Here is an 18,202-nt window from a genome sequence, read left to right on the forward strand (position 1 = left end):
ATGGCAATCGCGCCTGACGCACGGGAGAACGACGCAGAGGCCCTGACGGAGCCACCGGCGCCCGCGGTCGAGCCGGCTCCACCCGCCGCGGAACAGCCCGTTGCCGAGCCGCCGGCGGCGGTCGATCCTGCAACAAGCGAACAGACCAACCGCGCCGCGGCGGCCGCGGCGGTGGCGGCAGTCGTGAGCGCCGATCCCAATCTGGTTTCGACCACCGTCGCGCTACCGACCGACGCGCTGGAGTTCCTGCGGTCGCAATCGACCAAGAACGGCACCAGCACCGGCGACGAACTCCGCCGGTCGATCGGCACGCAGAAGTTCCTGCAAGACAAGCTCGCTGAGGGCGCCACGCTCCAATTGCGCGACGCGAAGGGCAATCTGTTTGACGTGAAAATCTAACGGGACCGATTTGGGGGCAACGGAGATGGCGACGAATCTCGATCTGGAAAGCAAGGCTGGTGCTCCCTCGTTGCCGGCGAATCAGTTGCCGGCGCCCTTCACGGTGGAATCGGGCGACGCGGCGACGCGCAAATGGGTGAGCTATATTCTCATCGCGATCCTGGCCGCGCTGATCCTCGCGGCGTTCGTCGATCTCTTCATCGTCAACGGCCCGAACCCGGCCAAGCCGAATGCCATCACGGACGGTACGGTGCTGTCGACCTACAACAACGCCATCGCGACCGATTCGACCGCCGATGCCGATCGGCTGCTCCGATTGCTCAACATCATCTTCGGGCCCGTCGTGACGCTGGTCAGCTCGGTCGTCGGCTTCTATTTCGGGGCGCGCACCGCGAAGGAAGGCAGCAACGGCTGATCGCCTAGAGCGACTTCGCCAATGCCTCGATATCGCCCATCGACACCACGCTGATCGCCTCGACATCGGGCGCGATGCGCTTGACCATCGGCCCCAACACCTTGCCGCCGAACTCGACGAACCGCTCAACGCCGGTATCCGCCATGTTGAGCACCGATTCGCGCCAGCGCACCATGCCGGTCACTTGCTGAACCAGCAGCTTGCGGATCGTATCGACGTCGCTGACCGGCTGGGCGGTCACGTTGGCGAAGACCGGCACCAGCGGCGTGTCGATCCGCGCGTCGCTCAACGCCTCGTCCATCGCGTCGGCGGCGGGCTGCATCATCGGGCAGTGAAACGGCGCCGACACCGGGAGCGCGATCGCTCGCTTTGCTCCGTATTCCTTGGCGATCTCGATCGCGCGATCGATCGCCGCCCTCGCACCGGAGATCACCACCTGCGACGGATCGTTATCGTTGGCGACGGTGCAGACGTCGCCCTGCGCGGCCGCGTCGGCGATCTTCTGCGCAGTCGCCAGATCGGCGCCGAGCAACGCCGCCATGCCGCCCTGCCCAACCGGCACCGCCGCCTGCATCGCCTCGCCGCGATGACGTAGCAACAAAGCGGTGGTTGGGAGGTCGAGCGCTCCAGCGGCGCATAAAGCGCTGTACTCGCCGAGCGAGTGTCCTGCGACGTAATCGGCCTTGTCGGCCAGCAGCACGCCACCTTCCTTCTCGAGCACCCGCAGCGTCGCGATCGCGTTGGCCATAATGGCCGGCTGCGCATTGGCCGTCAGCGTGAGCTCGTCCGTCGGCCCTTCGAACATCAGCCGCGACAGATGCTGGCCGAGCGCCTCGTCGACCTCCTCGAACACCGCGCGTGCGATCGGACTGGCATCGGCCAATGCCTTGCCCATGCCGACCGCCTGGCTGCCCTGCCCTGGGAAAATGAACGCGCGCATCGACCTCTCCTTTTGACGAGAAGGCACTAGAAACGTGCGCCGATCCGCGCAAGGTAGGCGCGGATTTGGGAGAAGGATCAGCGTGGCGAGACCGGTTTTCATCGCAGCGAGCGTGTTGGCAGCGGCTATCGCGATCCCGACGTTGGTCATGGGGCAACAGACGCGCGGCTATCTGCCGGATGGCAGCCTGGACATGACGCGAATCCTGCCGCCTGCCCCGCTCAAGGGCGATGCGCGGTACGAAAACGACCGCCGCGTCTTCAAGGATACGCGCCACTGGCTCGGCACGCCGCGGGGCGACCTCGCGACGCGCGACGTCGCGCTCGGCGTCAACGCCATGGCCGAGGCGTTCAGTTGCTCGCTCGGCATCAAGCTCGATCCGAACAAGGCGCCCAAGCTGGTCAAGCTCATTACGATGGCGGGATCCACCGCCAACGCCCAATCGCGCGCCGCCAAGGAATATTTCAAGCGGTTGCGTCCGTTCCAGATCGACGAGGGCAAGACGTGCCAGCCGCCCGAGGACTTGAAGGGCAGCTACGATTATCCATCGGGCCACACGACCTGGGGCTGGACCTGGGCGCTGATCCTCGCGAACCTCGCGCCCGACCGCGCCACCGCGATCCTTTCGCGCGGCCGTGCGTATGGCGAAAGCCGTGTGGTTTGCGGCGTGCACAATTATAGCGCGATCGAAGCGGGGCGGATCACCGCGTCGGGGACATACGCGGCCGAACTCGGCCAGCCGGAGTTCCAGGCCGATCTTGCCGCCGCCCGCGCCGAACTGGCCGCTCTTCGCGCCGATCCGTCAGCGCCCAAGCCCGAGAAATGCGATGCGGAGGCCAGTCTGGTAGCGATTCCCATCCTCTAGGGGTTGCCTTTGCGGGCGAAATCCGCCAATGGCCCGCGCTTCCGAACATACGGAAAGACGAAAGCCGGAGGGGCGTCCGCATGGTGCGGCGTCAACGATCGGCCAACAGTGAGACGAAAGCATGGCTCTTTACGAGCATGTGTTCCTTGCGCGCCAGGACCTGGCACAGGCGCAAGTGGACGCGCTGGCGGAAACCGCCACCAAGATCATCGAGGACAACAAGGGCAAGGTCGTCAAGACCGAGACCTGGGGTCTTCGCAGCCTCGCCTATCGCATCGCGAAGAACCGCAAGGCGCATTACGTGATGCTCGAAATCGACGCGCCCGGCGCCGTCGTCGCCGAGCTGGAGCGCCAGACGCAGATCAACGAAGACGTCATCCGCTACATGACCGTCAAGGTCGACGAGCACGAGAACGGCCCGACCGTGATGATGCGCAAGGGTGAGCGCGACCGCGAGCGCGGTCGTGACCGGGGCGACCGCCCCGACCGCGGTCCCCGCGGCGGTTTCGACGGCGAATAAGGATAGATAGACATGGCACGACCCTTTTTCCGCCGCCGCAAGAGCTGCCCCTTCTCCGCGAAGGATGCGCCCCGGATCGACTATAAGGACGTCCGGCTGCTCCAGGGCTTCGTCTCCGAGCGTGGCAAGATCGTTCCCTCGCGCATCACCTCGGTGAGCGCAAAGAAGCAGCGCGAACTCGCCCAGGCGATCAAGCGCGCCCGTCATCTGGGCCTGCTGCCCTACCTCGTTAAGTAAGGAGCGCCCGCAATGGACGTTATTCTGCTGGAACGCGTCGAGAAGCTCGGCGCCATCGGCGATGTCGTGAAGGTCAAGGACGGGTTCGCCCGCAACTTCCTTCTGCCGAACAAGAAGGCGCTGCGCGCCAACGAAGCGAACCGCAAGGTCTTCGAAGCCAACCGCGCGAAGATCGAGGCCGACAATGCGTCGCGCCGTTCGGACGCCGAGAAGGACGCGAAGACCTATGAAGGCGCGTCGGTCACGCTGATCCGCCAGTCGTCGAACACCGGCCAGCTCTACGGCTCGGTCGCGGTCCGCGATCTGGTCGAAGCGCTCGAGGCTGCCGGCCACAAGGTCGGCAAGAGCCAGGTCGTCCTTGCCAAGCCGATCAAGGCGATCGGCGTGTACGAGGTCAAGGTTCAGCTTCACCCCGAAGTCGCGGTGCCGGTGAAGGTCAACGTCGCGCGCTCGCCCGAGGAGGCCGAGATGCAGGCGTCGGGCGTCGACGTCATGGCGGCGATGTTCGAAAAGGATGAAGCCGGCTTCATCGAGGACTTCGATCCGAACGCCGAGCCAGGCGCGACCGCCGAGGTCAAGGTTGTCGCCGACGCCCCCGAGGGCGAGGCTGACGAGGAAAACTCGGAAGCCTGATCGGCTGCTTCATAGTCAAAAAGAAAGGGCCGCCCGGATCATGTCCGGGCGGCCCTTTCTGTTTGCGACCCTCTTCGGGGGGAGAAAAGAGGGTGGCGCGACGCCCTGAGCGGGGGAGATCAGAACGTCGAAACGCAGGCCCCGAGTACGGCGGCGAGCGGGATAAGCGCGAAGACGACCGGCATGACGCTTTTCACATCGAATTCCATCAGGTCTTGATGACCCATGCCGCTTAAAATGCGCAGTGCGGCCAAAGTTTCCAGGGGATGAACGAAATAGATTTTGTTCGGACCGGGGAACTTTTCGTAACGACGACTTCGGCGTGCCTGAGTTACTTTCGCCCGAACAGCTTCTCGATATCGCCATGCGCCAGTTTCACCCAGGTCGGGCGACCGTGATTGCACTGGCGCGAATGTGGGGTCACTTCCATTTCGCGAAGCAATGCGTTCATTTCGGTGACCGACAGCACGCGACCGGCGCGGACCGACCCGTGACAGGCCATCGTCGCGGCGACGTGGTCGAGCCGCTCCCTGAGGCTAAGCGCTTCGTCGAACGCGGCGAGTTCGTCGGCGAGGTCGGTGACGAGGCCGGTCACGTCGCCCTGCCCCAGCATCGCCGGGACGCTGCGCACCAGCATCGCGCGCGGGCCGAAACGTTCGAGGTCGAGGCCGAACTCGGCAAGTTCGGACAGGCGCGCTTCGAGCCGGTCGCAGGCGGGTTCGTCGAGTTCGATCACCTCGGCGATCAGCAGCGCCTGGCTCGCTACCCTGCCCCCGGCCAACGCCGCGCGCATGCGTTCGAGAACGAGCCGCTCGTGCGCGGCGTGCTGATCGACCAGCACCAGTCCATCCTCGGCCTCGGCGACGATGTAGGTCTTGGCGACTTGGCCGCGCGCGACGCCCAACGGGTGCTGCACAGTATCCGGCGGCGGGGCATAAGCCGGTTCGGCGCGGGCGAGCGGTGGCGGAGAAGAAAAGGTCGGGCGTCGGTCGAGTACTCTGTCCGTCGTCCCGGCGAAGGCCGGGACCGCCGGCGACTCTGCATACCGCCAGAGATCCCGGTCTTCGCTGGGATGACGAGTTTGGGGCTCCGACTGCCACGCCGCGAGCGCCGCCTCGTTCGGCCGCTGGAAGCTGCGATGTCCCGCTTCATCGAGCGCGCGTCGTAGCCCGCTCACGATCAGCCCCCGGATCATCTGCGGTTCGCGGAAGCGCACCTCGGTCTTGGCGGGGTGAACGTTGACATCGACTAGGTCGGCAGGAAGGTCGAGGAACAGCGCCACCACCGGATGCCGGTCGCGCGCGATCATCTCCGCATAGGCGCCGCGGATGGCGCCCATCAGCAGGCGGTCCTTCACCGGTCGTCCGTTGACGAACAGATATTGGTGATCGGCGACGCCACGATTGAAGGTCGGCAGCCCAGCTACGCCTCCCAGTCGAAGGCCCTCCCGTTCCAGATCGACGCCGACGCTGTTTTCCGCCAGCGCACGATCGGTCAGCGCGGCGACGCGTGCCGGGCGATCCTCCGGAGCATTGGTAGACAGTGTGCGACGGCCGTCATGCTCGACCGAAAAGGCGATGTCGGGCCGCGCCATCGCTAGGCGCCGGACGATGTCGAGGCTTGCGCCATATTCGGCGCGCGGGGTGCGCAGGAATTTACGCCGCGCCGGCACCTTGCCGAACAGCCCCTCGACCAGAACGCGCGTCCCGGGCGGCAAGGCGGCGGGTCCTTCCTCCACCAGCGCACCGTTGTCGACCACCCGCCGCCAGCCGTCGCTGCCGCGCACCCGGCTTTCCAGCGTCAACCGCGCGACGCTGGCGATCGAGGGCAACGCTTCGCCGCGAAACCCCAATGTCGTAACCTGGTCGATCTCCTCGTCGGGCAGTTTCGACGTCGCGTGCCGTTCGAGCGCCAGCGCCATGTCCGCCGGCGTCATGCCGCAGCCGTCGTCGATCACCTCGATCAGATCGATCCCGCCGCTCGCCAGCCGAACGGCTACGCGCGTCGCCCCTGCGTCGATCGCGTTTTCGACCAGTTCCTTCAACGCGCTGGCGGGTCTTTCGACCACTTCACCGGCGGCGATACGATTGACCAGATGTTCGGGGAGACGCCGTATTGACATGATTATGACTCTAGCCCAAGCGACCCGCTCTCGCGACCGTTAATGCCGACCCACCGGAGCCCGGAAATCGGCTTTGGCGGCGGGGGAATAGAATAACTGACGCGCGCTTCACTCGCGCACCTTTTCGGGCGGTGCTTTCACTATGGTCTTCGGGCGTTTGTTCAAGCTCATGTCGCACGACATGGCGATCGATCTTGGGACGGCCAACACCGTCGTCTATTTGCGCGGGCGTGGCGTCGTGCTCAACGAGCCGTCGGTGGTTGCGGTCGAAACGATCAACGGCGTGAAGAAGGTGAAGGCGGTCGGCGACGACGCCAAGCTGATGATGGGCAAGACCCCCGACAGCATCCAGGCGATCCGCCCGTTGCGCGACGGCGTCATCGCCGACATCGACGTGGCGGAACAGATGATCAGCCACTTCATCCGCAAGGTTCATGGCGGCCAGCGCCGCTTCATGCGCTGGCCCCAGATCGTGATCTGCGTGCCGTCGGGTTCGACCAGCGTCGAACGTCGCGCGATCCGCGACGCCGCGCAGAATGCCGGCGCGTCGCAAGTGTGGCTGATCGAGGAGCCCATGGCCGCCGCGATCGGCGCCGACATGCCGGTGACCGAGCCGATCGGATCGATGGTCGTCGATATCGGCGGCGGCACGACCGAGGTCGCGGTGCTGTCGCTGCGCGGTCTCGCCTACACCACCTCGGTGCGCGTCGGCGGCGACAAGATGGACGAAGCGATCGTCAGCTACGTCCGCCGCAACCACAACCTGCTGATCGGCGAAGCGACCGCCGAGCGGATCAAGCAGGAAGTCGGCACCGCCAAGCCGCCCGCGGACGGCATCGGTCTCACGATCCACATCAAGGGTCGCGACTTGGTGAACGGCGTGCCCAAGGAAATCCAGATCAACCAGGGTCAGATCGCCGAGGCTTTGTCCGAACCGGTCGGCACGATCGTCGAGGGCGTGCGCATCGCGCTCGAGAATACCGCCCCGGAGCTGGCCGCCGACATCGTCGATCAGGGTATCGTCCTGACCGGCGGCGGCGCACTGCTGCACGGCATCGACGAGGTGTTGCGCGACGAAACCGGCCTGCCGGTAACGATCGCCGAGGACCCGCTGACCTGCGTCGCGTTGGGGACGGGCCGCGCGCTCGAAGATCCGATGTATCGCGGCGTTCTGCACACCGCCTGATTTTCCTGCTAAGGCTGGCCTTTGCGGCCTTTGAAGTGAGGGGAGTGAATGGCGCCGCCACGCAACCGGCGCCCGGGTTTCTCACGGCGGGCGCAATATAGTCTGTTCATCGGCTACGTGATCGCGATCGCGGGGGCGCTGGTAGGGGCTGTCCTGCTGGCATTATCGACGCTCAATCCGCCGGCTTTCTCGGCATTGCGCGCCGGCACGGCCGAAATCACCGCGCCGATCAGCTGGGCGGCGGGATCGGCATGGAATGGGATCGCGTCCATTCCATCGTGGATCGGCAGCTTCTTCGGCGTGCATGCCGAGAATGCCCGGCTGCAAAAGCAAGTCGCCGTCGATAAACAGCAACTCCTCCGCGCGCGCGCTATCGCTTACGAAAACGTTCGCTTGAAAAAGCTGCTCGGCGTCCGCGAGCCTGGCGAAGAGACGATCGCCACCGCACGCGTCGTCAGCTCGTCGGCAACCAGCACGCGACGCTATGCTCTACTCTATGCCGGCCTGATCCAGGGTGTGCATGCCGGCATGCCCGTGCGCGCGCCCGACGGCCTGGTCGGTCGCATTCTGGAAGCGGGACCCGATACCGCGCGCATCCTGCTGCTGATCGACCCCGAGAGCATCGTTCCCGTCCGCCGCACCAAGGACGGCGCGCCGGGCTTTGCGACCGGTCGCGGCGACGGTCTGCTCGACGTGAAGCCGATCGCGCTGGGCAATGCCGAATATGCCCCGGGCGATGTCTTGGTCACGTCGGGATCGGGCGGGATATTCCCCCCCAATCTCCCCGTCGCCACGGTCGTCAGTCGCAGCCGCGACGGTGCGCTCGCCAAGCCTTTCGCCGTGCCCGACGCGCTCGACTACGCGCTGGTGCTTCGTGCCTTTGTGAACATGCCCGCGCCCGCTCCTGCCGAGACGAAACCGTGAGGCAACAAGGCGGCGCCTTCGCGCCGGAGCCGTCCCCGGTCGCGATGTGGGCGATTCCGGTCGCCTCCGTGATGATCGGCTCGCTGATCACGATCCTACCACTGGTCGCCACGTTTCCGGTCCTGCCGCCGCTCGGCCTCATGACGCTGCTGGCGTGGCGGATGCTACGGCCGGAAACGATACGGATCTGGAGTCCGCTGCCCTTCGGGTTCTTCGATGACCTGGTCAGCGGCCAGCCGTTGGGCAGCGCCATGCTGCTTTGGACGCTCGCCTTCCTGATCGTCGATCTTCTCGACCGGCGGCTGGTGTCGCGCGATTTCTGGCAGGATTGGGTGCTGGCGGCCGGCGCGATCGCGTTCTGCCTGATCGCTGGGCGCTTGCTTGCGACGCCTCTTGCGGCGCATGTCGATACGGTGTTGCTGTTTCAGGTGATTGCCGCGGTGTTGCTTTACCCACTCGTCGCTCGGCTGGTCGCGAGCCTGGACACCAGGCGCGGGCAATCGGCATGAGCCGCCCGCCGCGCCCGACCACCGCAGCGGCACAAAGCTACAGTTTCTCTCGCCGGGCGATGATGGTCGGCGGAATACAGGGCGCGGTCGCACTCGCTCTCGCCGGGCGGATGGGCTGGCTCGCGGTCGCGGAGAACGAGCATTATAAGCTCTTGTCGGAGAGCAACCGCGTCAACCTGACGATGATCCCGCCGCGGCGCGGGTGGATCGTCGATCGCTACGGCCATGCGATCGCCAACAACCGCACCGATTTCCGCGTCGACATCATCCGCGATCGGCTGCCCGAGAGCGAGCAGCCGCGTGTGCTCAAGCTGCTCCAGCAATTGCTCGGCCTGCCGCCCGAGCAGATCAGCCGGATCGAGAACGACATCAAGCGGGCGGCGGGGTTCCAGCCCGTGCAGGTTGCCGAAAAGCTGACTCCGGACCTGTTCGCGGCGGTGCAGGTGCGGCTGCCCGAATTGCCCGGTGTGGCCCCCACGGCGGGCTATTCGCGAAACTACCCTGCGGCGCAGGCGGTGGCGCATCTGACCGGCTATGTCGGTGCGGCATCGGCCGAGCAGTATCAAAAGACCAAGGACGCCTTGCTGATCACCCCCGGGTTCAAGATCGGCAAGGACGGCCTGGAACGCGCGCTCGAACCGAAACTGCGCGGCGAACCCGGCGCCAAGCGAGTCGAGGTGACGGCGCGCGGCAAGCTGGTCCGCGAACTCGAAACGCGCCCCGACGTCGCCGGCAAGGTCCAGCGCCTGACGATCGACGCGGGCCTGCAGGAATATGCTGCGCGCCGACTCGGCACCAATTCGGGCTCCGCGGTGGTCATCGATGTGACGAGCGGCGACGTCCTCGCCTTCGTGTCGATGCCGGCCTACGACCCCAACAGCTTTTCCGACGGCATCAGTCATCTCGAATGGAAGATGCTGTCGGACAACGACCACGTGCCGTTGATGAACAAGGTGCTGCAGGGGCTCTATCCGCCTGGGTCGACGGTCAAGCCGATGAACGGCCTCGCGCTGCTGAGCAACGGCGTCAGCGCGGAGGAAACAGTCGTCTGCACCGGCGCGTTGCGCGTCGGCAGCGGCATCTTCCACTGCCATTCCCGTCGCGGGCACGGTGCGCTCAACCTCAAGCGCGCGATCATGGCGAGCTGCGACATCTACTTCTATGAGATGGTTCGGCGGCTGGGATACGATCACGTCGCGCCGACCGCACGCATGCTCGGGCTCGGGCAGAAATTCGACCTGCCCTATTCGACGCAACGCTACGGCACCGTCCCCGACAGTGCGTGGAAGCTAAAGAAGTATAAGCAGGAATGGACCGTCCCCGATTCGCTCAATGCGTCGATCGGGCAAGGTTACGTGCTGGCCAATCCGCTCCAGCTCGCCGTGATGGCGTCGCGGATCGCATCGGGGCGTTCGCTCGTGCCGCGCCTGCTGATGAACGGCCCCGCGCCGATCGCCAATCCCCTGGCGATCGATCCCAACCACCTCGCGACCATTCGCAACGCGATGTACGCCGTGGTCAACGAAGGCGGCACCGGCGGTCGCGCGCGGCTCAACATCCCCGGTGCTTCGCTCGCGGCCAAGACCGGCACCGCGCAGGTCCGCCGCATCACGATGGCTGAACGCGGCAGCGGCGTGCTGAGCAACGCGTCGTTACCGTTCAAGCTGCGCGACCACGCGCTGTTCGTCTGCTTCGCACCGGTCGAAAATCCGAAATACGCGGCCGGCATCGTGCTGGAACATGGCGGCCACACGGTGACCAACCTGGATACGCCGGGGATCGGGCGCGACATCATTACCTATCTGCTCGACCGCGATAAGGCGCTGGCCTCGCTCGCCGAGCTCGAGCCGACCTGGGGTGGCGACATCGCGACCCGCGCCGCGGCCGAGACAGCGGCGTACAAGAGCCAGATTTCCGCGCTCCAGGCCGTGCAGACCGAAACCGACGCGACCGCGCCGACCGATGCCCCCGCAGTCGAGGCCGCGACCGATGCCGCCAATTCCTCCGCCGCCGCGATCGCCAACACCGCCCTCCCTGCCGAACAGGGCTCTCACGAGGCCGATCAGTGAAGCAGAGCTCATCGGCGACGCGCGGCTTCATTCCCGAACCGCTCGCGCAATTTCCGTGGAAAGTCATTCTGCTGCTGATCGCGATCGGCGTGTTCGACGCGCTGGTCCTGTATTCGGCCGCCAATGGGCACGTGCAGCCCTGGGCGCTCAAGCAGGGCGTGCTGTTCTCGGTCTTCCTGGCCGCAGCGATGGTTATGTCGCGCGTGGGCGAGGATTTCTGGGGAATGATCAGCCTGCCCAGCTACGCACTCCTGTGCGTCGCCCTGATCGGTGTCGAATTGCTGGGCAAGGTCGCGGGCGGCAGCCAGCGATGGCTCGATTTGGGCTTTATCCGGCTCCAGCCGTCCGAGCTGATGAAGCCGTTCATCGTGCTCGCCCTGGCGCGCTTCTACGACCTGCTTCCCGCCAGCGAAACGCGCAAGTTCGTCGCAATCTGGCCCGCCTTGGTGCTGATCGGCCTGCCCGCGGCACTCGTGATGCTTCAGCCCGACCTCGGCACGGCGATGATGATCACGCTGGGCGGGATCGTCGTGGTGTTCCTCGCCGGGATCCCGTTACGGCTTTTTCTGGGCGGCGGTCTGGCGGCGGCGATTGCTGCCCCTCTCGCGTTCAATTTCGTGCTTCACGATTACCAGCGCAACCGCATCCTCATCTTCCTCAACCCGGAAAGCGATCCGCTCGGCACCGGCTATCATATCACCCAGTCGAAGATCGCGATCGGCTCCGGCGGCATCTGGGGCAAGGGATTCCTCAACGGATCGCAGAGTCACCTGGATTACCTTCCCGAAGGTCAGACCGACTTCGCGCTGGCGACGATGATGGAAGAATGGGGGTTGGTCGGCGGCGTTTTGCTGATCATGGCGTGGTTCGCGATCATCTGGTGGGCGATGGGGGTCGCGTTGCGCGCACAGGGCCGGTTCGCGCGACTGGCGGCGGCAGGGCTCGCGACCACCCTGTTCTTTTACGTGTCGATCAACATGGCCATGGTCATGGGCCTGGCGCCTGTGGTCGGCGTCCCGCTGCCGTTGATCAGCTATGGCGGATCGTCGCAGATGACGGTCATGTTGTGCATCGGCATCCTGATGTCGATCGACCGCAGCAGCCGCAAGCAATCGCGCTGGTAGAATTCGGCGCAAAAAGTGTTTGCAAAGCGCGGCGGCGATGCTAACCGCCCCACTCCCCGAACGGGGACCGCCTTTCCGGCATGGACGCATAGCTCAGTTGGTAGAGCAGCTGACTCTTAATCAGCGGGTCCTAGGTTCGAGCCCTAGTGCGTCCACCACCTTTTTTGGTGACTGAACTTAGCGTTCACCCTTTCAGACGCGATATAATCACGATCGAACACTACGCCCCCCGGCGGTCTTCGTGCGGGGAGGTGCGGCGATGCGAGACCTTGCCGCCAAAGAAGCTTTCGCACGCGGCGCGTGGTTGCTCGTCGCCTCGCGATCCAAGTCGGCGAAAAAGTCGGTGATGTCGCCGAATAAACGCGCTCGCGCCGTTGGTCCTTCGGCGAGATGGCCGAGGCCGGCATAGGTTTGCAGCGTAAACGGCCTGCCCAATTGTTCGCGAACGCCCTTGTCCATTTGCCGGTTCAAATATTCCAAGCCAAGGTCGAGGTCCGCATACGCCAACAGCATGCGTACGTTGGTGTTGCACATACGGACCAGCCAATCGACAGGCTCGTGACGTTTGCCGCGCAGTCGCACCAACCGCGGTGCGACGCGCCGCACCAGTCGATTGCGCGCGAGTGCGGGCGTAATCTGCCCTAGAAGGTGACGTTTTCGCTCTACTGAATCTGGCGTTTTCGGATCGGGCTGACGGTAGAGCGCGACGTTTATCGCCACCATCGCGCGCAGCTCAGGCACGACATCCGCCTGCATCATCGACCAGGCCCCGGCGCAAAAGCCGAGTGAATAGATCTGCTTGTATCCCGCCCCACGCAAATGCTCGATGGCGGCCAACACGTCGTGACCGCCGCTATCGGTGTAGAGTTCGCCGCCCTGCGCCGCATCGCCGCGACCGCTGGTGCCGAAACCGGCGAAGTCGAAGCGCAGGCTCGTCTTGCCGCGGCTCGCTTCGTCGCGGGCAAAATCGGCGAAGGTGCGGCCGGGACCGACGGTCGATACGAGTAGGCGCACGGGATGATCGCCGGCCGCGTTCACCGGTTCGCTCAGAACACCGGTCAGCCCGCTCGGGGCGATCTCCACGAACGTTTCGCGCACCAGGACGTCTTGATGGACGAACTCGATGACGGGGCGCGGCATTGGCCGTCGCAAGACCGGCTCGCCACTCACAGCCTGTTCGTCGTGCAGCACACGGCACCAGCGGGTAAGCGCTTGAATGTCTTCATACGGCATGGTCGGCTGGTCGGTGGCGCTGAACAGCCAGGGGTGGATCTGGGTCGATATCTGTTCCTGCACGATGATGCCGCGCTGGCTCAGGCGCGCCAACCAGGGCGCGTTGAGACCTTCGAGTGTCTCGCGCGACATTACGAAAGATGTTGCCGGCGTCTCGACCTCGCCCAGGTCAAGATGGGAGATGTGATCCAGCACCGAAGCAGGGATGCTGAAGCCGCCGATCGCGATCGTTCCCGCCGCCGCGGCATCGGCGTCCGTCGTCCGCTGCAGCATCTTGAGTTCGCGGACGTAGCGCCGCCCGTTGACGATCGGTGCCCAAGCGATCAGCGCGGCGAGCGGCTCGTCGACGAGCGCCTCCACCGCGAGCGGAACGCCGAGGCGAACGCCCACGACGATGACACGCGCGGCGCCACTGCACCGGGCGTGATGGACAGCCGCCTTGATACCGGCGCTCCAGCAGGCACCGATATCGGCGTCCTCGAGACGGCCGGCGCTCTGCGAACAGCCGTGCAGGTCCATCAATAAGGCAGGCAGTCCGGCATCGGCCAGCGACTCGGCGAGCGCGACAAGGCCACCGTTCATCGTCCGCTCTTCATGAACGATGCCAGGGACGATCACGACGACGGTAGAGGCGGCCGGGACCTGCAACGGCCAATACCAGGCTGCGCCGATGAAGCCGCTGTCCGTGTCGATCCAAATGTTTTGGCCGCGGCGCCGAGGGTCGGTCATCGCGGCACCTCGATCGTCGCGCCGGTCCAGGCGTTCAACGCCGATACGCTGACGCGTGCGGTCGGCCTGACATCGTCGGGTGACCGATTCAGAAGGATTGCTCGCGTTTCGCCGGGCGCCAAGTGGAAATATTCATCCTCGGCCACATAGCCGTCGGCGTCGAAATACACCGATTGTGCAACCGTACGGGCAGAGACCGAGAGAGCGATGCTCCCATCCGGCCGCTTTTCGATTCCTGCGATTTCAAGACCGACATCGCGGCGGCGGTGGGCTGACAAGCCGTCCGGAAAATAGAAAGCGCGGTCCAGCGTGCGGCCCGACGCGTCGCGCAGGGTCGCGGATACCAAGGCGTGTTCGGCGGGACCGAAACGGTAAGCCCGCGATACGTCGATGAAGCTATCGAACCATTCACCGATCGCCCAGCTGTCGCCGCCATGCGCCGGAACCGCGATGTCGCGGCCGCTGGATTGCAGGCGCAGGCCGTCGTCGCGGTACAGCGCGACCTCGACATTGGCCGCGAGTGGTTTGACCGGGTCGTTGACGACGTGCAGCGCGAGCCCGTTCGTGCCTTCGCCGGTAAGGAAGAGATGGATCGGCGCGGATGCGCGGCGCAAGCCGTGGAACGCGGCCTTGGGCATGCCCCGCTCGTCGAGCAGCCCCCAGCCCGCTCCCGCCCACAGATCGCGCAGGAACCAGACCAGTGCGCCGCGGCAGCCGGACGCCGGGCGTCGCCACTCGGACATGGTCGCTTGGATCACTTCGGCACCGACCGCGCGGCTGAGGTGCAGATAGCGATCGTAGTCGGTGCCGCGCAGTTCGACCGGATCGACGCCGTAGAGCTGCTGCAAATAATGGTCCCGGACGTCCTCGAAATCCCAGCCAGCGCCGAGGTCGCGCGGAGTCCGGGCCTTCCAGCCGGGGTGATGGCTGCGCAGTGAGGTACCGCCCGGCATTCGGGCGATCGTCGCCGGCTGCGGCACGTTCGCGATCGCGAGGCACTCGCTTGCGAAGCGCAAACCGGAACGGCGCGCGTCTTCCATCGGCCGCAGATACGCGCCGACGCCGTAATAGGAGGTCGTGCCGGCGTCGTTTTGATGTGGAAACGCGCCACCATGCGCGCTGGAGGGCCAGTATTTGGCTCCCGGACAATAGCGCTGGGCAAGTTCGGCGAGCTCCTCGTCGAACAACGGCTGCGACCATGCCTCACGCGGGGCGCCCCACATCGCGGCCTGCTGCCCGGCTTCGCTGTTGCCGCAGATCACCGCGAGCGAAGGATGCGCTTGCCAGCGGGCGAGTTGCTGCTGCGCCTCTTCCCGCACCGAAGCCACGAAGTGCTCGTCGTCGGCGGGGTAATCCATGTTCGCGAACATGAAATCCTGCCAGACCAGCAGGCCGAGTTCGTCGCAAGCCGCGAAGAAGGCGTCGTCTTCATAGACTATGCAGCCATTGACGCGGAGCATGTTGAGGCCAGCCGCCTGCACTTGGGCAAGCGCCGCGCGGGTCGCTTCGGGAAGCGCCGCCGGGCTGACGACGTCGAGCGGTGTCCAGTTCGCACCGCGGCAGAAGATCGGAACGCCATTGACGCTAAGCGCGAAATCGCCGTCGGCGGTGTCCACGGTCAACGTTCGGAAGCCGACGTTGCCGAGGTCCACGATCACGGCATCCGCACCTCCGGCGGACTCGACGACGAGTTCGGCAGTGTACAGCGCCGGCTCCCCATGGGTATGCGGCCACCACAGAGCGACTTCGGGGATCGTTAGCGAGACGGCGTAAGTGGCGTCGTTGTCGGCTTGCGCGGCCGTTGCTTCGTAAGAAACGCCATTCCGGCTGACCCGCAACGTGACCGTTTCGATACGGCCGGCTTCACCGAGCGGCGCAAGTTCCACGCTCAAACTAACCCGCCCGACGCTGCCGTCGAGTTCACTGTGCAATCGCACCGCCGATACATCGACGCTGGTGCGGTCGATCCATTCGATGGCACGCCAGGGTCCGATCGCCGGCGCCGGCGGCGACCAGCCCGGCGTGTGCCCGAGCAGGCTGACGCGTGCCCAGCGAAGTTGTTGATGCTCGACCATCGGCGCGCGCCAGCGTGGCCGCGGGCGGCGATGCGCAAGGAATGCATCGAGCGACGCGAACCGCATCAGCAATTCGTTCTCGCCGTCGATCAGCGACGGTACCGCGCATTCATGGGCGACGTGCATGTTGTCGCTGATCAACAGGAGCACACCGTTCAGCCAGATACTGCACTCGCCGGCCAATCCACCGAACGCCAAATAAGGCATCGACGATGCTGAATCGAAGTGAGCGCGGAACCACCAATCGCCGGCGTCGAACCACTTGGGCGGCCCGTCGAGCGACCACCGCCCGGCACGCCGCAGCGCCCCGGCAACGGTATCGGGCGCATCGATCGGCAGCCAGTCCGTTGCGGGAACATCGGCGAGTTGGGCAGGCGTTTCAATCGCGCCCGCCGGCGTCTCGCAGAGCGTCCAGCGCGCATCCAGGGGTGCGCGACGGTGAGAAGAGACGCCTAGAATACGGCCCCCCATCATGCGCTCAGGTCCCGCCGATGGTGACCAGGGCGTCGCGGATCGAAGCGATGCTGACGAAAACGCTGCGATTGAGCATCTCGTCCGGGAATTCGACGTCGAACTCGCCTTCCAGCGCCAGCATCACGTTGACCGTGGCGTGCGATGTCATGCCGGCCTCGTACAGATCGTCATTGCCGCTCGGCGACAGCGCATCGACCGGGAAGCGGCCGTGCTTGACGAGCACCTCGCGAATGCGAGCGTCGAAATTGTCGTGAGGGATGGGCATGGCGAGCAACGTCGTTTAGTCCGCGAAATGAAAACTGAAAAGTTAGGTAACGCGCAGAGGTTGAAATTCCATTTACTCTAAACCCGGCGGAGAGATTGGCGCCAAAGCGGACCATTTACCGTTGCGTCCGCGCTGGGCTCAATCGAGCCTTCAGTTCCGTACAATGCTGCTCCGCCAAATGGTGGCGGATACTCACCGGGAACGAAATCGCGCTATCATCGGAAGCCGGCCACGCTCCAAGTAAACTTTTCGAGCTGTCCTTTAGGAATAATTGAACTGCGCGGACTATAACTTCTGATCGAGAAAGACGGGGCTCTCGTGATGCAAGGCCAGGAATTCGATGAACTGCTCGCCGCGGTGCGCAAGATCGCGACCGACGTCGCGGCCCGTCATGCGAACGACGTCGATGCCCAAGCACGGTTCCCGCACGAATCCGTCGCGGCACTGCGCGAGTTGAAGGTTCTTTCCGCGGCCGTCCCGGCCTCGTTCGGCGGCTACGGTTGCTCGATGGTGCAGCAGGCTCAGCTATGCGCCGCGATGGCGCACGGCTGTTCGGCCAGCGGCATGGTGCTGGCGATGCATTTGATCGAAGTCGCCTGCATCGCTCGTCACGGCATGGAATCGCCATACTTCGTCGACGTTTTGAAGCGGATCGTCGCCGACCAGACGCTGATCGCGTCGGTCACGTCTGAAGTCGGCACGTCGGGCGACACGCGCTCCAGCATTTGCGCGGTGCAGCGCGACGGCGATCGTTTCACGCTGGAAAAGGCCGCGACGACCGTCTCCTACGGACAGCATGCCGACGCCTTGCTCGTCACGGCGCGGCGCGCGCCTGATGCGGCCGCGAGCGATCAAGTCCTCGTATACCTTGAGAAGGGCGACTACACACTCACCCCGACCTCGGCATGGGATACGCTGGGCATGCGGGGCACCTGCAGCCCGGGCGGCCAGTTGACCGCGCAAGGGCCGATCGAGCGCATCGTGCCCGGAAGCTTCGCCGATTCATCCGCGCAGACAATGGTGCCTTACTCGCACATCCTGTGGTCCGCTTTGTGGTGGGGGATCGCCGCCGACGCGGTCTCGCGCGCGGCTGCCTTCATTCGCGCCGCCGCGCGTCGCAATCCCGGCGTGACGCCGCCTGCCGCCGGCACCCTCGCGCTCGCGACCGCCGAGCTGCAGGCGATGCATCATCACTGGCTGCAGAGCGCGGCCGCGTTCGACGCGATCGCGGACGATCGGGACGCCCTGATGGCGATGGGCTGGGCGCTCAAGATGAACAATCAGAAGATCCAGGCGTCGGAGGCCGCCCCACGTATCGTGCACCAGGCGCTACAGGTGATCGGCGTGATGGGATACAAGAACGATTCCCCCTTCAGTGTCGGCCGCCATTATCGCGACAGCCTCTCCGCCGCGCTGATGATCTCCAACGAGCGTCTGGCCGAAAAAAGCGCATCCATGCTCCTCGTCCTGAAGGACGCCTGAG

Annotated in this window: 19 protein-coding genes, 1 tRNA gene and 1 pseudogene; 14 read left to right on the plus strand and 7 right to left on the minus strand. The window is 65.2% G+C overall.

The genetic code is table 11. The features are described from left to right. A complete protein-coding gene (locus tag FPZ24_RS09060; protein WP_146571271.1) occupies positions 1-399 on the plus strand; it encodes a hypothetical protein in 399 nt (132 codons plus the stop codon). 25 nt (positions 400-424) lie between these two features. Then, on the plus strand, positions 425-814 hold the full coding sequence (locus tag FPZ24_RS09065; RefSeq protein ID WP_146571273.1) for a hypothetical protein: 390 nt from the start codon (positions 425-427) through the stop codon (positions 812-814). Positions 815-818: 4 nt separating this feature from the next. Here FPZ24_RS09065 and fabD read toward each other — a convergent pair whose 3' ends face one another. Further along, positions 819-1,754: an ACP S-malonyltransferase gene (gene fabD, locus FPZ24_RS09070; RefSeq protein ID WP_146571275.1), complete on the minus strand. Its 936-nt coding sequence runs from the start codon at positions 1,752-1,754 to the stop codon at positions 819-821. 82 nt (positions 1,755-1,836) lie between these two features. Between fabD and FPZ24_RS09075 the strand changes: the two genes are divergently transcribed. From FPZ24_RS09075 to rplI, 4 genes are all read left to right on the plus strand, one after another. Beyond that, positions 1,837-2,619 carry an acid phosphatase gene (locus FPZ24_RS09075; protein WP_146571277.1) on the plus strand — a complete coding sequence of 261 codons (783 nt, stop codon included), beginning with the start codon at positions 1,837-1,839 and terminating at the stop codon, positions 2,617-2,619. A 121-nt stretch (positions 2,620-2,740) separates the two neighbouring features. Further along, a complete protein-coding gene (rpsF, locus tag FPZ24_RS09080) occupies positions 2,741-3,139 on the plus strand; it encodes a 30S ribosomal protein S6 (RefSeq protein WP_146571279.1) in 399 nt (132 codons plus the stop codon). 12 nt (positions 3,140-3,151) lie between these two features. Then, positions 3,152-3,376: a 30S ribosomal protein S18 gene (gene rpsR / locus FPZ24_RS09085; RefSeq protein ID WP_066583513.1), complete on the plus strand. Its 225-nt coding sequence runs from the start codon at positions 3,152-3,154 to the stop codon at positions 3,374-3,376. 12 nt (positions 3,377-3,388) lie between these two features. Further along, entirely contained in the window at positions 3,389-4,009 is a 621-nt protein-coding gene (gene rplI, locus FPZ24_RS09090) for a 50S ribosomal protein L9 (protein ID WP_146571281.1), read from the plus strand. A gap of 119 nt (positions 4,010-4,128) precedes the next feature. On the opposite strand, the gene FPZ24_RS17775 is transcribed toward rplI, so the two are convergent. Next, positions 4,129-4,263 (minus strand): hypothetical protein, encoded by a 135-nt coding sequence (locus FPZ24_RS17775; protein WP_275669344.1) that lies wholly within the window; start codon positions 4,261-4,263, stop codon positions 4,129-4,131. Positions 4,264-4,340: 77 nt separating this feature from the next. Further along, positions 4,341-6,131, minus strand: coding sequence for a DNA mismatch repair endonuclease MutL (gene mutL / locus FPZ24_RS09095; protein ID WP_146571283.1), 1,791 nt, complete (start codon positions 6,129-6,131; stop codon positions 4,341-4,343). Between the two features lie 142 nt (positions 6,132-6,273). On the opposite strand from mutL, the gene FPZ24_RS09100 reads away from it, so the two are divergent. From FPZ24_RS09100 to FPZ24_RS09125, 6 genes are all read left to right on the plus strand, one after another. After that, positions 6,274-7,317, plus strand: a complete 1,044-nt coding sequence (locus FPZ24_RS09100; RefSeq protein ID WP_146571285.1) for a rod shape-determining protein — start codon at positions 6,274-6,276, stop codon at positions 7,315-7,317. Positions 7,318-7,365: 48 nt separating this feature from the next. Next, entirely contained in the window at positions 7,366-8,241 is an 876-nt protein-coding gene (locus tag FPZ24_RS09105; protein ID WP_146571287.1) for a rod shape-determining protein MreC, read from the plus strand. Then, positions 8,238-8,750, plus strand: a complete 513-nt coding sequence (gene mreD, locus FPZ24_RS09110) for a rod shape-determining protein MreD (protein ID WP_240047396.1) — start codon at positions 8,238-8,240, stop codon at positions 8,748-8,750. Before FPZ24_RS09105 ends, mreD begins: the two co-directional genes overlap by 4 nt. Beyond that, positions 8,747-10,819, plus strand: a complete 2,073-nt coding sequence (gene mrdA, locus FPZ24_RS09115; RefSeq protein ID WP_146571290.1) for a penicillin-binding protein 2 — start codon at positions 8,747-8,749, stop codon at positions 10,817-10,819. The genes mreD and mrdA overlap by 4 nt, the downstream gene beginning before the upstream one ends. Then, on the plus strand, positions 10,816-11,943 hold the full coding sequence (gene rodA, locus FPZ24_RS09120; protein WP_146571293.1) for a rod shape-determining protein RodA: 1,128 nt from the start codon (positions 10,816-10,818) through the stop codon (positions 11,941-11,943). The genes mrdA and rodA overlap by 4 nt, the downstream gene beginning before the upstream one ends. An 82-nt stretch (positions 11,944-12,025) precedes the next feature. Further along, positions 12,026-12,101 (plus strand) — tRNA-Lys (locus tag FPZ24_RS09125). A 49-nt stretch (positions 12,102-12,150) separates the two neighbouring features. Here the strand turns inward: FPZ24_RS09125 and FPZ24_RS09130 are convergent. From FPZ24_RS09130 to FPZ24_RS17780, 4 genes are all read right to left on the minus strand, one after another. Next, positions 12,151-13,905 carry a hypothetical protein gene (locus tag FPZ24_RS09130; RefSeq protein ID WP_146571296.1) on the minus strand — a complete coding sequence of 585 codons (1,755 nt, stop codon included), beginning with the start codon at positions 13,903-13,905 and terminating at the stop codon, positions 12,151-12,153. After that, complete coding sequence (locus tag FPZ24_RS09135; RefSeq protein WP_146571298.1) at positions 13,902-16,454, minus strand: glycoside hydrolase family 2 protein; 2,553 nt, start codon at positions 16,452-16,454, stop codon at positions 13,902-13,904. The genes FPZ24_RS09130 and FPZ24_RS09135 overlap by 4 nt, the downstream gene beginning before the upstream one ends. A gap of 4 nt (positions 16,455-16,458) precedes the next feature. Then, positions 16,459-16,719 (minus strand): acyl carrier protein, encoded by a 261-nt coding sequence (locus FPZ24_RS09140; RefSeq protein WP_146571300.1) that lies wholly within the window; start codon positions 16,717-16,719, stop codon positions 16,459-16,461. Positions 16,720-17,004: 285 nt separating this feature from the next. Continuing rightward, positions 17,005-17,133: a hypothetical protein gene (locus tag FPZ24_RS17780; protein WP_275669345.1), complete on the minus strand. Its 129-nt coding sequence runs from the start codon at positions 17,131-17,133 to the stop codon at positions 17,005-17,007. Between FPZ24_RS17780 and FPZ24_RS17945 the strand changes: the two are divergent. Continuing rightward, positions 17,077-17,280 (plus strand): annotated as a pseudogene (locus tag FPZ24_RS17945) (acyl-CoA dehydrogenase family protein); the annotation flags it as partial. The gene FPZ24_RS17780 and the pseudogene FPZ24_RS17945 overlap by 57 nt on opposite strands. A 21-nt stretch (positions 17,281-17,301) precedes the next feature. Then, positions 17,302-18,201: an acyl-CoA dehydrogenase family protein gene (locus tag FPZ24_RS09145; protein ID WP_240047397.1), complete on the plus strand. Its 900-nt coding sequence runs from the start codon at positions 17,302-17,304 to the stop codon at positions 18,199-18,201. Position 18,202: the final 1 nt, after the last annotated feature.

The sequence above is a fragment of the Sphingomonas panacisoli genome (genome assembly GCF_007859635.1).
Classification (GTDB): Bacteria; Pseudomonadota; Alphaproteobacteria; order Sphingomonadales; family Sphingomonadaceae; genus Sphingomonas; species Sphingomonas panacisoli.

Coding starts and splice junctions, on each gene's coding strand:
- FPZ24_RS09060 (WP_146571271.1), top strand. CDS start 1: ATGGCAATCGCGCCTGACGCACGGGAGAACGACGCAGAGGCCCTGACG.
- FPZ24_RS09065 (WP_146571273.1), top strand. CDS start 425: ATGGCGACGAATCTCGATCTGGAAAGCAAGGCTGGTGCTCCCTCGTTG.
- fabD (WP_146571275.1), bottom strand. CDS start 1,754: ATGCGCGCGTTCATTTTCCCAGGGCAGGGCAGCCAGGCGGTCGGCATG.
- rpsF (WP_146571279.1), top strand. CDS start 2,741: ATGGCTCTTTACGAGCATGTGTTCCTTGCGCGCCAGGACCTGGCACAG.
- rpsR (WP_066583513.1), top strand. CDS start 3,152: ATGGCACGACCCTTTTTCCGCCGCCGCAAGAGCTGCCCCTTCTCCGCG.
- rplI (WP_146571281.1), top strand. CDS start 3,389: ATGGACGTTATTCTGCTGGAACGCGTCGAGAAGCTCGGCGCCATCGGC.
- mutL (WP_146571283.1), bottom strand. CDS start 6,131: ATGTCAATACGGCGTCTCCCCGAACATCTGGTCAATCGTATCGCCGCC.
- FPZ24_RS09100 (WP_146571285.1), top strand. CDS start 6,274: ATGGTCTTCGGGCGTTTGTTCAAGCTCATGTCGCACGACATGGCGATC.
- FPZ24_RS09105 (WP_146571287.1), top strand. CDS start 7,366: ATGGCGCCGCCACGCAACCGGCGCCCGGGTTTCTCACGGCGGGCGCAA.
- mrdA (WP_146571290.1), top strand. CDS start 8,747: ATGAGCCGCCCGCCGCGCCCGACCACCGCAGCGGCACAAAGCTACAGT.
- FPZ24_RS09130 (WP_146571296.1), bottom strand. CDS start 13,905: ATGACCGACCCTCGGCGCCGCGGCCAAAACATTTGGATCGACACGGAC.
- FPZ24_RS09135 (WP_146571298.1), bottom strand. CDS start 16,454: ATGATGGGGGGCCGTATTCTAGGCGTCTCTTCTCACCGTCGCGCACCC.
- FPZ24_RS09140 (WP_146571300.1), bottom strand. CDS start 16,719: ATGCCCATCCCTCACGACAATTTCGACGCTCGCATTCGCGAGGTGCTC.